Source organism: Streptosporangium sp. NPDC087985 (assembly GCF_044741965.1).
Taxonomy (GTDB): Bacteria; Actinomycetota; Actinomycetes; order Streptosporangiales; family Streptosporangiaceae; genus Streptosporangium.
In genome coordinates this window covers 41,857-54,895 of the sequence record NZ_JBIUTQ010000026.1, presented here as the reverse complement: position 1 = coordinate 54,895, position 13,039 = coordinate 41,857, and the positions used below count along the sequence as shown (strand labels likewise).

10 protein-coding genes and 1 pseudogene are annotated in these 13,039 nt (G+C 69.3%); 3 read left to right on the top strand and 8 right to left on the bottom strand.

Translation table 11 applies throughout. From position 1 onward, the window contains the following. Positions 1-48: 48 nt before the first annotated feature. The 5 genes and pseudogenes from ACIN94_RS29880 to ACIN94_RS29860 all read right to left on the bottom strand — a co-directional run bounded on the left by ACIN94_RS29880 (position 49) and on the right by ACIN94_RS29860 (position 5,982). Complete coding sequence (locus ACIN94_RS29880) at positions 49-813, bottom strand: thioesterase II family protein (protein WP_400713266.1); 765 nt, start codon at positions 811-813, stop codon at positions 49-51. A 28-nt stretch (positions 814-841) separates the two neighbouring features. Further along, the gene (locus ACIN94_RS29875) at positions 842-2,287 is read right to left on the bottom strand and encodes an acyl-CoA carboxylase subunit beta (protein WP_400713349.1); all 1,446 of its coding nucleotides are present in this window, start codon (positions 2,285-2,287) and stop codon (positions 842-844) included. Positions 2,288-2,361: 74 nt separating this feature from the next. Continuing rightward, positions 2,362-2,997, bottom strand: coding sequence for a hypothetical protein (locus ACIN94_RS29870; RefSeq protein ID WP_400713346.1), 636 nt, complete (start codon positions 2,995-2,997; stop codon positions 2,362-2,364). 85 nt (positions 2,998-3,082) lie between these two features. After that, positions 3,083-3,517: pseudogene (locus ACIN94_RS29865) on the bottom strand (2-isopropylmalate synthase); the annotation flags it as partial. Between the two features lie 632 nt (positions 3,518-4,149). Beyond that, positions 4,150-5,982, bottom strand: a complete 1,833-nt coding sequence (locus tag ACIN94_RS29860; RefSeq protein WP_400713263.1) for an AfsR/SARP family transcriptional regulator — start codon at positions 5,980-5,982, stop codon at positions 4,150-4,152. 278 nt (positions 5,983-6,260) lie between these two features. Between ACIN94_RS29860 and ACIN94_RS29855 the strand changes: the two genes are divergently transcribed. Next, positions 6,261-6,755: a phospholipase gene (locus tag ACIN94_RS29855; RefSeq protein WP_400713260.1), complete on the top strand. Its 495-nt coding sequence runs from the start codon at positions 6,261-6,263 to the stop codon at positions 6,753-6,755. Positions 6,756-6,985: 230 nt separating this feature from the next. Here ACIN94_RS29855 and ACIN94_RS29850 read toward each other — a convergent pair whose 3' ends face one another. Beyond that, the gene (locus tag ACIN94_RS29850; protein ID WP_400713257.1) at positions 6,986-8,686 is read right to left on the bottom strand and encodes a GAF domain-containing protein; all 1,701 of its coding nucleotides are present in this window, start codon (positions 8,684-8,686) and stop codon (positions 6,986-6,988) included. Between the two features lie 178 nt (positions 8,687-8,864). On the opposite strand from ACIN94_RS29850, the gene ACIN94_RS29845 reads away from it, so the two are divergent. Next, positions 8,865-9,431, top strand: a complete 567-nt coding sequence (locus tag ACIN94_RS29845; RefSeq protein WP_400713254.1) for a hypothetical protein — start codon at positions 8,865-8,867, stop codon at positions 9,429-9,431. Between the two features lie 97 nt (positions 9,432-9,528). On the opposite strand, the gene ACIN94_RS29840 is transcribed toward ACIN94_RS29845, so the two are convergent. Then, positions 9,529-10,803 (bottom strand): MFS transporter, encoded by a 1,275-nt coding sequence (locus ACIN94_RS29840; RefSeq protein ID WP_400713251.1) that lies wholly within the window; start codon positions 10,801-10,803, stop codon positions 9,529-9,531. Positions 10,804-10,948: 145 nt separating this feature from the next. On the opposite strand from ACIN94_RS29840, the gene ACIN94_RS29835 reads away from it, so the two are divergent. After that, the gene (locus ACIN94_RS29835) at positions 10,949-11,632 is read left to right on the top strand and encodes a response regulator transcription factor (RefSeq protein ID WP_400713247.1); all 684 of its coding nucleotides are present in this window, start codon (positions 10,949-10,951) and stop codon (positions 11,630-11,632) included. Positions 11,633-11,637: 5 nt separating this feature from the next. Here the strand turns inward: ACIN94_RS29835 and ACIN94_RS29830 are convergent, their stop codons facing one another. Then, entirely contained in the window at positions 11,638-12,957 is a 1,320-nt protein-coding gene (locus tag ACIN94_RS29830) for an ATP-binding protein (protein ID WP_400713244.1), read from the bottom strand. Positions 12,958-13,039 lie beyond the last annotated feature (82 nt).

Here is a 13,039-nt window from a genome sequence, read left to right as displayed (position 1 = left end):
GCCACCAGGCGGAACGGGCCGCGCGTGCCGCGCGGGCTCGCGGGGCCGTCAGATGAGGCTTCCGTTCCTCCTTAGAGCGAAATATCGTGCGATCTCAGCGTTGATGTCCTTCGCGTGGCTGGTCAGGAAGAAATGGCCACCGGAGTAGACCCGCAGATCGAAGTCGCCCGTGGTGTGAGCGGACCAGGCGCGGGCCTCGTCGAGCGTGGTCTTGGGGTCGGCGTCGCCGGTCAGCACGGTGATGGGGGCCCGCACGGTGGCACCGGGCTCGCAGACGTAGGTCTCGACCGCCCGGTAGTCGCTCCGCGTGGCGGGCAGCACCATGCGGAGCAGCTCGTCGTCGCCCAGCACGCTCGAGTCGGTGCCGTTCAGCCGCTTCAGCTCGGCCACGATGCCGTCGTCGTCGCGCAGGTGCACGCTCTCCGCCCGGCGCGTCGACGGCGCCCGCCTGCCGGAGGCGAACAGGCCGAAGGGGACCGTGTCCGCGTCCCGTTCAAGGCGGCGGGTCACCTCGAAGGCCAGAATCGCGCCCATGCTGTGCCCGAACAGCGCGAGGGGCCGGTCCGTCCACGACCGGAGCACCCGGGCGATCTCGTCGGCGAGGGCGCCGATGTTCTCGATGCATCGCTCGCCCCGCCGGTCCTGGCGGCCCGGATACTGTACGGCGAGCACGTCCACCGTCGGTGACAGCGCCTGGGAGACGGGGAAGTAGAAGCTCGCGGAACCGCCGGCGTGCGGGAGGCAGACCAGCCGGGCGTCGGCCCCGTTGGCGGGGTGGAAACGCCGGATCCACAGATCGTCATTGGTGCTCATCGTCTCTCCATCGTTTGTGTTCGGTAGGTCACAGCGGGATGTTGCCGTGGTGGCCACGGTCCATGGGGGCCGCGGCGAGCGCCTCGGCGAGCCTGCGCCGGGTCACCGCCGGGTCGATCACCTCGTCGACGACGCCGATGTCCATCGCGCGGCCCACTCCGCCGGCCACCCTCGTCTGCTCCTCGATGAGCCGCGCGCGCAGCGCCTCCCGCTCGTGGTCGGGCGCGGCGGCCAGCTTCTTCCTGTGCAGGATGCCGACGGCCGCCTCCGCGCCCATCACCGCCACCTCGGCCTGCGGCCAGGCGAACACGGCGGTCGCGCCGAGCGACCTGGCATTCATCGCGATGTAGGCGCCGCCATACGACTTGCGGGTGACCAGGGTGACGCGCGGCACCACCGACTCGCCGAAGGCGTGCAGCAGCTTCGCGCCCCTGCGGACCACGCCGTCCCATTCCTGCCCCACGCCGGGCAGGTAGCCGGGCACGTCGACCAGCACGACCAGCGGCACGCCGAACGCGTCGCACATGCGCACGAACCGTGAGGCCTTCTCCGCGCTCAGCGAGTCCAGGCAGCCGCCCTTGCGCAGCGGGTTGTTCGCGATCACGCCGACGGTCCGTCCGCCCAGCCGGCCGAGGCCGACCACGATGTTGGGCGCCCATCTGGGCTGGAGCTCCTCGAACACCTCGGGGTCCAGGATCTCCCTGACCAGCGGCCGCACGTCGTAGGCCCGGCGGGGCCGCTCGGGCAGCAGTGCCCGCAGGTCCTTCTCCTCGCGGACGGCCCGCAGGTCGAAGTGTCCGGGGCCGGCGAACAGCGAGGTGATGCTCCGCGCCCTGGCGAAGGCCTCGCTCTCGGAGCCGGTCGTGACGTGAACGACCCCCGACTTACGGCCGTGCGCCTCGGCCCCGCCGAGGCTCTCCATGTCGATGTTCTCCCCGGTGACGCTGCGGACGACGTCGGGCCCGGTCACGAAGACCCGGCCGGCGGACGACATGATCACCACGTCTGTCAGGGCGGGCCCGTAGGCGGCGCCGCCCGCGGCGGGTCCGAGCACCACCGAGATCTGCGGTACTTTGCCCGAGGCCCGGATCATCGCCGCGAACACCTGCCCGACGGCGTTGAGTGCCTCGACTCCCTCGGCCAGCCGGGCGCCGCCCGAGTGCCACAGGCCGATCACGGGGCAGCGCTCGCGCACCGCGGCCTCGATGGTGTCGACGATGTGCCGGCAGCCCTCGCTGCCCATCGCACCGCCCATCCTGGTGCCGTCGGTGCAGTAGGCGTAGGCCTTCCTGCCGCCGATGGTGCCGTGGATGGCGTAGACGCCGCTGTCGTCGGGGGTGTGCGGCACGGGCATCGAGCCGATGTCGAACAGCCGGCCCAGGCGCAGGAGCGGGTCGCGGGGATCGACGTCCTCGACTTCACGCAGGTGGTGTAAGTCGGCCTCGACGGGGGGCGCGCTGAGGTCAGCGGACATTGGTACTCCTGGGAGTCGGTGAGGTGGAGACGGTGCACGGTCCCCGAACGAGCCGCGGGTGGAGCGGATCGCTGTCAGCGGGCCGTCGCGACGGCCGCGCGCGAGGTTCTCGGCCCGGGGATCTCGATGTTCCGGAAGCCGACGAGACGTGCCCGGCGGACGGCGGAGCGGACGGCCGACAGGGCCGCCGTCTCGACGTCGTGTTCGATGCCGGCCCCCCAGAAGGTCCTCCCGTCGATGCGGCATTCGGCGTAGACGGCCACCGCGGTCTCGGGAGCCCGGTCCCTGGGCGCGCCGACGCCGGTGCGGTGCACGGCCCGGACGTCGACGCCCCTGCGGGCCAGCATCGCCCGGGTGGTCTCGACGGCGTCGGTTCTCGTGCCGCCGACGTCGAACGGTTCGCCGTCGATGTGGAGCACGGTCGCCATCTGCTCGCCGCTGGAGGCCAGCGGGGCGGAGAGGCGTGCCACCGACAGGTACTCGCGTTCGAAGAGCTCCCCGACCCGGTCGGGCGTGATCTCCATGCCTTCCTGGTCCGCCTGCCGCTGGACGACCTGCGCGAAGTCGATCTGCAGGTCGCGTGGCAGGTGCAGGCCGTGCCAGGTGCTCATGACGTAGGCCACGCCGCCCTTGCCCGACTGGCTGTTGATCCGTACGACCGCCTCGTAGGTGCGGCCCACGTCCGCGGGGTCCACCGGCAGGTCCGGCATGGCCCAGGAGAGTTCCCCGCCGCCGCGAGAGATGACGTCCGAGCCATTCGATCTGGTCGGCGAAGACGTTGGGCAGGGTGCGTTCGACGGTCGTGGGGAAGTTGAGGATGATCTCCCGTCCCGGCTCGGGCTGCCAGACGTCCATGACGGCCTCGCAGACCTCCAGGGAGAAGTCCAGCTCCGTGTCGTTGAAGAGCTCGGGGGAATACTGGAATCCGAGGTCGCAGCCGGCCAGCGTCTTGTCGGCGTATTTCATCATCAGCCTGGTGCCCTGGACGGCGAGGTCCTTGCACTCGTCTCTGGTCATGCCGAACACCAGTTTCCTGAATGTCGGCGATGTCGCGTTGTAGAGGTGGATCGTGGCGCGTGGGGCGCCCTCAAGGCTCTCCACCATGCGTCTGATCAGCTCGTCGCGTGCCTGCACGAGCACCGAGATCCGCACGTCGTCGGGGATCCGGTCCTGCTCGATCAGACCGCGCAGGAACTCGTGGTCGTAGAAGACCCCCAGACTGCCCCGCATGACGGGGCCCGGCAGCCGGGGGGACACCAGCGCGATGAGTGGGCCGCCGATGGAGGCGGTGGTGCCGGCCAGCCCGGCGAACATCCCCGAACCCACCAGGGTGAACCGGTTGCGGGGCAGCCGGGACGGCGCGATGCCCGCAACGATCGCGGCAAGCAGGATGACGCACCCGTTGATGAGTTCGAGGATCTGGACCACGGGAGTGGCGACGAGGGCGAGCCCGATGCCCATCCCCCCTTGAAGGGCCGCACCCAAGAAGACGGCGGTCCCCGCGAAGAACAGCACGAGGAAATCAGGCATGGAGGACCGTCCTTACTGACTGAGGGCACGATAATGGCAACTCAATCAGAGTTAATTAGTCCGCTTAACTGCTATTTTGCCCCTGACAACTCCTTTCAGCCCCTAATCACGTCACCACTCACCACCGCTTTCCCGGTGCCGTCAGGTTCAGCCGACGAGCTGTAGAACCTGCACGGCCCCGGCCACTCCCGTCTGGACCGTTGGTTGGAGCCGTCACATGATGGGGATTACATGACGGCTCCGGGAGTCCTGTTTCGTGCGAGGAGAAATCAAGACAGGGTCAGAGCCGTTCGATCTCCAAAGGTTCCCCTCCTCCCAAGACCTCAGATCTCTCATTCCTTCTGTTCCCGACGATGAAAGAGCACGGGGTCGGCACAGGCGAGGTCGGCGGCATAGGCACGCAACAGGTCATGCATGCCGTACCGGCCAGTGGAAACCGGCTGGATCAGGTGTGCGCGGGCGAGCAGGCCGAGGAGCCGGTGGGCCCGCTCCGGCGGTTCTCCGGTGAGAACGGCGGCGGACGGCAGGTCGACGTCGGGGGCCGGATGCAGGCCCAGAAGCCGGAACGCCCGGGCGGCGTCGGCGGGGAGTCGGGCGTAGGACCGGGAGAACACCGCCCGCACCGCCGCCCGCGGATCCCCGCCGGCATCCAGCAGATCCAGCCGTCGCCGCCGGTCGGCCAGCTCCCCGGCCAGCTCGGCCAGGGAGATCTCCGGTCTGGTGGCGGCCAGCTCTGCGGCGACCCGCAAAGCCAGCGGCAACCACGCGCACTGCCCGGCGAGAACGGAGGTGGCCTCGGGGTCCGCCTCGGCCGGCCCCCCGATGAGGGCGGACAGCAGAGCGGTCGCGTCGGCGACGGGGAGCAGGTCCAGAGCCAGGCGATGGGCACCGTGCAGGGCCACCAGCCCTGCCAGGGAGTCCCGGCTGGTCACCACCACCACGCATGACGGCGTGCCGGGCAGCAGGGGACGGACCTGCTCGACCGACGAGGCGTTGTCCAGAAGGATCAGCATGCGCCGGCCGCTGATCTCCGTACGGTAGCGGGCGGCCCGCCCATCCACCTCCGGTGGGACGTCGTGCCCGGCCACGTCGAGAGCGGACAGGAACCCTGCCAGCGCGTCGGCGGGCGGCACCGGCTGCTCGACGTCGTGGCCGCGCAGGTCGACGTAGAGCTGCCCGTCGGGGAAGACGTCCCGGACCCGGTGCGCCCACCGTACGGCGAGGGCGCTCTTGCCCACCCCGGCGGTGCCGGACACCGTGCAGGTCACCATCGTCGCCCGGTCGGCACGGGTGAGGTGTTCCGACAGCCGGGACAGCTCGTGCTCCCTGCCGACGAAGGTGGGCACGTCGGCGGGCAACTGCGCCGGCACCGGCCGCGCTGCTCCGGTGGCGGGAGGGGATCTCCGCACCCGGGCGGCCCGATCACGGTCGCGGCGCAGGATCATCGCGTGTATCTCGCGGAGCTCGGGCCCGGGCTCGGCCCCGAATCTGCCGACCAGCCGGGCCCGGGTGGTGGCGTAGCGGTCCAGCGCCTCGGCGTCCCGTCCGGCGGCCACGAGCGCCCGCATCAGGGCCGCCACCAGCGGCTCGGTGAACGGATGCTCGGCCACCAGCTCCCGTAACGGGCCGATCACCTCGTCGTGCCGGCCGAGCCGCAGCTCGGCCTGGGCCCAGTGCGCGGCCGCGTCCAGCCGCTGCCCGCTCCACGTCTCGCGCGTCCGCGCCGCCCACGCCCCGGGTAGATCGGCCAGCGCCGCCCCGTCCCACAGGCTCAGCGCTTCCCGCAGCAGCCCCGCCCGGTCGGTGTCGGGACATCGCCGGTCGCAGGCGGTGGTCACCAGCCGGCGGAACCTGTGCAGATCCACCCGGTCGGGCTCGACCTCCAGCACGTAGCCACCCGTCCGGCGGACCAGCGTCGCCTCGGGGCCGCCGGCCGCGTGTGCCCGTTCCAGCAGCCGCCGGATCCTGTTGACGTAGGTGTACAGCACCTTGCGGGCGTCGGTCGCCGGCGCCCGGTCCCAAACCCGGTCGACCAGGGCCGACCAGGTCACCAACCGGCCGGCGTCGGCCAGCAGCGCCGCGAGCACTGTCCGCTGCTTGGCCGGCCCCAGGTCGACCCTGCCGCCCTGCACGGTGAACGTGACCGGTCCGAATAGCTGAAACACCGCCGCTCCTGACAGTCACCTGTTACTAAATCAGACACGACAGGGCGGTTCAAGTTTCTTTGAGAATTCCTCCAAGCACCTCCTGAATGATTGCGGATAAGAGCAACCGCAGCGCGGAGTGGCGCTATGCCCACGAAGGGTGACCTTCTCGATCCAGAGGCGCGTGCCCACAGAGCCGTCCAATCAGCGGGCGGAGGGCACCGCCCGATCCGTTCCATTTCAGGTTCCGGTTCAAGATGACGCATGCCGATTATCAGGTGTCTTGGAAAGGATGTTCTATGGAAATGCGAAATGGCATTGTGGGAATCCTCGCCGCCGCGGCGGTGGCGGCCACGGGTTTCATGAGTGCGATTCCGGCCCATGCGGACACGGCGCAGATTTTAGCCCTGACCCAGGCCCAGTTGCAGCAGAAGACCGACGAGTTCCTGTTCAACGTCTCGATTGAGGTCTTCCTCAGCAACCGGGCCGCACAGCCGTACGGCGATCAGCTTGACTGGTCCTCGGATGGCTGTTCCTGGGCCCCGGACAAGCCGGAGGGATTCAACTTCCTGCCTTCCTGTCAACGCCATGACTTCGGCTACCGCAACTACAAGAGACAGGGCCGGTTCAACGAGGACGTCCGCGGGAAGATCGACCAGAACTTCAAGAACGACATGTACAACGTCTGCAACAAATATTCGGGCCTGGAGTCGTACAAGGGCGTCATCTGCCGCCGGACCGCCGATACCTACTACGCGGCGGTGCGCGGCCTCGGCGGCAGAGCGGACGCCTGAGGCCCGTTTTCCCCGGCAACCAGGGCCACCCGTCGTTCACCCGGACGGCGCCAAGGTCGATCCCCGCGAGTGCGATCTCCGTTCCGCGTGGTGACGGTGTTCAGCGGAACTTCCCGTACATCCAGTAGAGGAGCCCGCCCCACGGGACCGTCACCACGATGACGATCGCCCATGCCTGGCGCGAAACGTGATTCCCGCCGTAGCACCTGACGCTGAATCGCACCTCGGCGTCAGTCCAGGGGGACGCGCCAGGTCAGCCGGGTCCCACCGTCCGGGGAAGACTCGGCTTCGAACGAGCCGCCGAGCTGCGTGGCGCGGTCCTGAAGGTTGCGCAGCCCGCTGCGCCCGCTGTCGCCGGAAAGCCCGACCCCGTTGTCGTGGACGATGAGGGCGAGCCGGTCGTCGGTGACCTCCGTGAAGACATCGGCTCTGGAGGCCTTGGCGTGGCGCACGATGTTGGACAGCGCCTCCCGCAGAACAGCCAGCAGGTGTTCGGCAACCGGCGCGGGGACCTCGTTGTCGAGCCGGCCCTCCATGCGCAGTCCCGGCATGAAACCCAGATGCCCGCGTGCGTTCTCCACCAGCTCCACGATCCGCGCGCGCAGGCTGGGGACGGCTGCTTCATGGGACATCTGCAGCGCGAAGATGGTGGAGCGGATCTGCCTGATGGTCTCGTCCAGCTCGTCGATCCCGCGCTGCAGCCGGCCGGAGGCCTCCGGATGCTCGACAAAACGGACGATGCTCATCAAGGTCATAGCGACGGCGAACAGCCGCTGGATCACGACGTCATGCAGATCCTTGGCGATCCGGTCACGGTCCTCCAGCAGCCCCAGCCGCTCGGCGTCCTCGCGGGCCTCGGCCAGCTCCAGGGCGACGGCGGCCTGCCCGGCGAAGCTGTGCAGGGTGCGGAGCTCGGTGCTGCTGAACGGGATACGCCCCGGCCGTTTCCCCAGGGTCAGCACCCCGCGGACCGCTCCCGCCGCGCCGAGTGGCACGGCTGCCGTGGGGCCCGCCCCCAGATGGTCGACGATGGTGGCCGGCATGTCGGTGTCGCCGAGATCGGTGACCATGATGGGCTCGCCGCTCAGAAAGGCCCTGCCGGCGAGGGAGCCGGTGACGCTGAACTCGACCTGGGCGAGATGCTCGGCGGCCAGGCCGTCCGCGATGACCACCCGGAGAACCTCGCGAGCGCCGTCGGGAATCATGATCATCACAATGTCGGCATTGGCCATCTCCCGGGCCCGGCGCCCCATCAGCGTGAGCACCTCCTGGGGTTCGGCCCCTGACAGCAGGCTGGTGGTGACCTCCGAGGAGGCCTGCAGCCACATCTCCCGCCGGCGGCTCTCCTCGTACAGCCGGGCGTTCTCGATGGCCACTCCGGCGGCGGTGGCCAGCGCCGTAGCAATTGCCTCGTCCTCCTCGTCGAACTCCCCTCCCTCGCGTTTCTCGGTGAGGTAGAGGTTGCCGAACACCTCCTCGCGGCCCCGGATCGGCACGCCCAGAAACGACCCCATCGGCGGGTGACCCGGCGGGAACCCGTAGGACTCCGGATGTTGGGAGAGGTCGCCCATCCGCAACGTCTGCGGCTCTTTGATCAGTAGTCCGAGCAGGCCCAGCCCGTGCGGCCAGTGCTCGATCCGGGCGATCTCCTCCTCGCTCAGCCCCACCGGGACGAACTGGATGAGCGTGTTCTCCTCGCCGATCACCCCCAGGGCGCCGTAGCCGGCGTCGACCAGGGTGGTGGCGGTCTCCACGATCCGGCGCAGCACGGTCTCCAGGTCCAGGTCGCTGCCGATGGAGACGACGGCGTCCAGCAGCGCGTGCACCCGGTCGCGGGTGGCCAGCACGGCTTCCAGCCGCACCCGCAGCTCCGACAGTAGATCGTCCAGCCGCATGCCGGGGATCAGGGAGGGCGGCTCCTTCTGGATCATAGGAAAGATACTGGCATTCAGACGGGTCGGCGCCCACCCCATCAAGGGCCGAAAGTCCCTGATCGCCGGGAAATCCGGTCAAGGAGACCAAGCCTTAGGGCCCTGTCCGCCGGCTCGCGCAGACGGTGTGCTTAGGGAGGAAGAAAAACAGTGACCCCCCACGCTGAAAGGACCAGTCATGGCACGCACCGAAGGGCGCCCCCAGCCTGACGCCGCTCCCCACACCCCCGTCGTGCAGGCCGGCCCGTTCCGGACACCGGTCCGCCCGGTCGACCGTGTCTGGGCGGTCGCCCGCATCGTCCTCGGCTGGATCTTCCTCTGGGCCTTCCTCGACAAGACCTTCGGGTGGGGGTTCGCCACCCCCGCCGACCGCGCCTGGACTCACGGCGGCAGCCCGACCACGGGCTTCCTCAAGAGCACCGCCGACAACGCGCTCGGAGGGTTCTTCAGCGGCCTGGCCGGCCAGGCCTGGATCGACTGGCTGTTCATGATCGGTCTGCTCGGCATCGGCACCGCGCTCGTCCTGGGCGCCGGGATGAGGATCGCCGCGACCACGGGCGGCCTGCTCCTGGTGTTCATGTGGGCCGCGGAACTCCCACTGGCCAACAACCCGTTCATGGACGAGCACCTTGTCTACGCCGTCGTGCTGGCGGGTCTCGCCCTGGCGGGTGCCGGCAACACGTTCGGTATCGGCGAGTGGTGGGGCAACACCCCGCTGGTCAGGCGCTACCCCATCCTCAAGTAGGCGTCTCATGACCCCACCGGCGCTCGCTCTCCGATCCGGGGGCGGGCGTCGACGTGTGCCAACCGGGGAAACCCGGGCGGCGCCGCTGAGCGCGCGGTCAGCGCGATGCTTGCCTGTGTGAAGGCGACGCCTGCCCCGGTAGGTCCAGGGTGCGGTTCAGCGCGCTCAGGCCGAGGGCGCCGCAGCAGCCGAGCAGCGCCAGGGCGATCCAGGGCAGCCGGTACGCGCCGTGTGCGGCGGCGAAGTCCCAGAGGAAGCCGATGGCCAGGCCGCCCAGGGTGAGGCCGAGGCCGGAGATGGTGGCGTACAGGCCATAGTGGGTGGCGATCAGCCGGCCACCGGCGAGACCGACGATGACGTCCATCTCGAACGGGCAGATCAGCATCGTGCCCAGGGCCAGCAGCACCGCGGTCAGCAGAATCGGCGTGATGCCCACGATCTCAGCCACCTCTTCGGGGCCGACCATGACGGGTACGGGCGAGCCGACGATCACCAGCGGGAGGAACGCGGCCCCGGTCATCATCAGACCCCGGAGCAGGCTCTGGGTGGGTGTCCAGCGGCCTCGCACCCAGGTGGTCACCCTCGACTGGCCGGCGATGACCACGAGCGCGCAGAGCGTGAACATCTGTCCCATGCCGATGTTGTTCTCCACGCCGAGTGCCTTCTCCATCACCAGCGGCAGGGTCAGGTAGACCTGGAAGGACAGCATGTAGGCCGTGGCCATGACCGCGGAGAAGGCCAGGAACCGCCGGTTGGCCAGCACCGGCCGCCACACCGGCCCCGGTTCCCCCTCAGAGGGGACCTGGGCGGGCAGCGCCCGCGCCTGCAGCACGGTGAGCCCGGCGAACAGCGTCGCCGCCACAGCCGCCACGACGCGGAAGTCCAGGCAGGCCAGGGCGAGTCCGGCCAGTGGCCCCAGGAGCAGCCCGGCCTGGCCGGCCATGTTGAACAGCCCGAACGCCTCGGCTCTGCGGCTGCCGGTCTCGGCGGCCAGGTAGGCACGCACGGCCGGGTCGAACAGTGCCCCGGCGAACCCGGTCAGCGCGGAGGCGATGAGTAGCGCGGGGAGGGAGCCGGCCAGGCCGAGCAGGGCGAAACCGGCCGTGCGCAGTGCGCATCCGATCACGATGGCCCGCTTGCAGCCGATCCGGTCGGCCAGGTTGCCACCGACCAGGCACATGCCGCGCTGGCTGATGTTGCGCATGCTGAGCACCAGGCTTACGGCCCAGGCCGCGTATCCCAGGCCGTTGGTGAGGTGTCCGGCCAGGTAGGGCATGAGCAGGTTGAAGCCGAGTTTGATGGTGAACTGGTTGAGCAACAGGAGCTGAACTCGCCCGTTGAAAGATCCCAGCCGTTGCCAGTCTCTGGTCACCAACCCCCCCGACATGCACTATGAGTCACTTGGACATTACATAGAGTCACGCAAGTGGCCGGATAGGCGGAGGTTAGCGCTGCGCTTACCTTTGGCCTGGGAGAACTGTGCGGGTGAGAGCCGGCTCCGCCCCTACCATCGATACATGACGCGGGTGCTGGTCGTGGAGGATGACCCGTCCATCGGCTCGGAGTTGGTGGAAGCGCTGGCGAGCGGCGGTTATCAGGTGAGCTTGGCTGCCACCGGGAGTGACGCGCTCGACCACGCTCGACGGTTTGCGCCCGACCTCGTCCTGCTGGACCTCGGTCTTCCCGACATCGACGGCGTGGTGGTCTGCCGGCGGCTGCGCACGGCCCTGCCGCAGGCGGTGATCGTGGTGTTGACCGCGCGTACCCAGGAGTTCGAGGTCGTGGTGGCGCTGGACGCCGGTGCCGACGACTATCTGACCAAGCCCTTCCGGCTCACTGAACTGCTTGCCCGGGTGCGGGCGCATCTGCGCCGCCAGAACGTACCGCAGGAGGAGCGCAGTGTGTCCGTCGGTCGCCTGCGCCTGGATCTGCTCGCCCGGCGCGTCTTCATCGGCGGCGACGAGGTCATGCTGCGGCCCAAGGAGTTCGATCTGCTGGTGGTGCTGGCCGGTCGCGCCGGTGAGGTCGTCACGCGTGAGGAGTTGATGGACGAGGTGTGGGACGTCAACTGGTTCGGGCCGACCAAGACGTTGGACGTGCACGTTTTCGCCCTACGCCGCAAGCTCAGCGAGCATGGGGAGGATCCGCAGCGGATCACCACGCTACGGGGGCGCGGTTACCGCTACGAGGCCGACCTCTGATCCGATCAGGTGTGGTCGGACGCGCTGGGAAGCAGCAGGTTGAACACCGGTGGTGAGCCTCGGCGGAGGGTGAGCCGGCCGCCTTCGGCCTCGGCCAGGGACCGTGCGAGCGCCAGGCCGATCCCGTGCCCGTCATCGTGGCCGGAGCGGCGGGCGAAGATATCGGCTTCTTCGGGGACTCCCTCGCCCTGGTCGGCGATCTCGATCGCGATGGCGTCGCCGAGATCGGCCACGTCGATGACGGTCTCGCCCTTGCCGTGGACGGCCGCGTTCTCCAGCAGCACCCGGAGGATCTGCCGGATCGCCGCCGCCGATGCCTTCGCCCTGGGAAGTTCGCCGGGCAGGTTCACGCTCAGGCGGCGTCCTTGCGCGGCGAGGGTTCCGTGCCAGTCGGCGCGTACTTCCTCCAGCAGACTCCCGACATCGCAGGGCTCGGCTCTCGTACGGCTGTCGCGCGACAGCCGTACGAGATCTTCGATGACGGTCTGTAGCCGTTCGCCCCGGGCGAGAGCGGTGCGGATCGCATGGGGGAGGCCGGTATCGGGGCGGGTGAGGGCGGATTCCAGGCCGAGAAGCATGCCGGTGAGCTGGGTGCGCAACTGGTGAGACACATCGGCACTGAAGGCGCGCTCGCGATCGAGCACCTCACCGAGCCTGCGTGCGGTGGCCTCCAGGGCGCGTCCTGCGGTGTCGGCTTCGCGTACGTCCGAATGGGGGGCGCGGATGGAGAAGTCGCCCGCGCCCAGATCCTGCGCCGCACGGGTCAGGTTCTCCAGCGGTGCGGCGAGCCGGGCGGATTGGCGCAGCGCGAACACCGTGGCCAGGCCGATCACGATGACGCCAAGTCCTGCCATGACCAGCCACGCCCGATGTATGCGATCTTCCACCTGGTCGTACGGCGTGGCCACACGGACCACTCCGCCCATTGATTCGTCGGAGGGGACCGGGGCCGATACCACCAGGAAGTCGTCTTCGATGGCATCGTGTACGTGGCCGTCGCGAGCCCTCACGACAACGCCTGATGACTGTGGGCCGTCACCCGACAGCAACCCGCCGTCCATCGTGTAGACGCCGACGGTCAGGCCGGAGGGGAGTCCTCTGGGCAGCGGCCTCGGCACGCGTCCGCCCTGCGCCAGGTCGTCGGGGACCGCGGCGGCGAGCCAGGTGGCGGTCCGCTCGAGCGCACCCGTCGTCTCGCTACGGTAGAGCTGGCCCACCACGGCCGCGAGTGGGACGGCGAACAGGGCGACCGTCAACGCGGCGACGCCGACGATCGCCACAAGCACCCGATGCCGTAGCGGTACCGGATCGCGGCTTCTCTTCACCGGGTAAGCGTCTCAGAGTCAAGGTAAGCATCACGCTAACCGGCCGCTCAGCGGGCGCTGACCGATCGGTTCCTACCGTCGG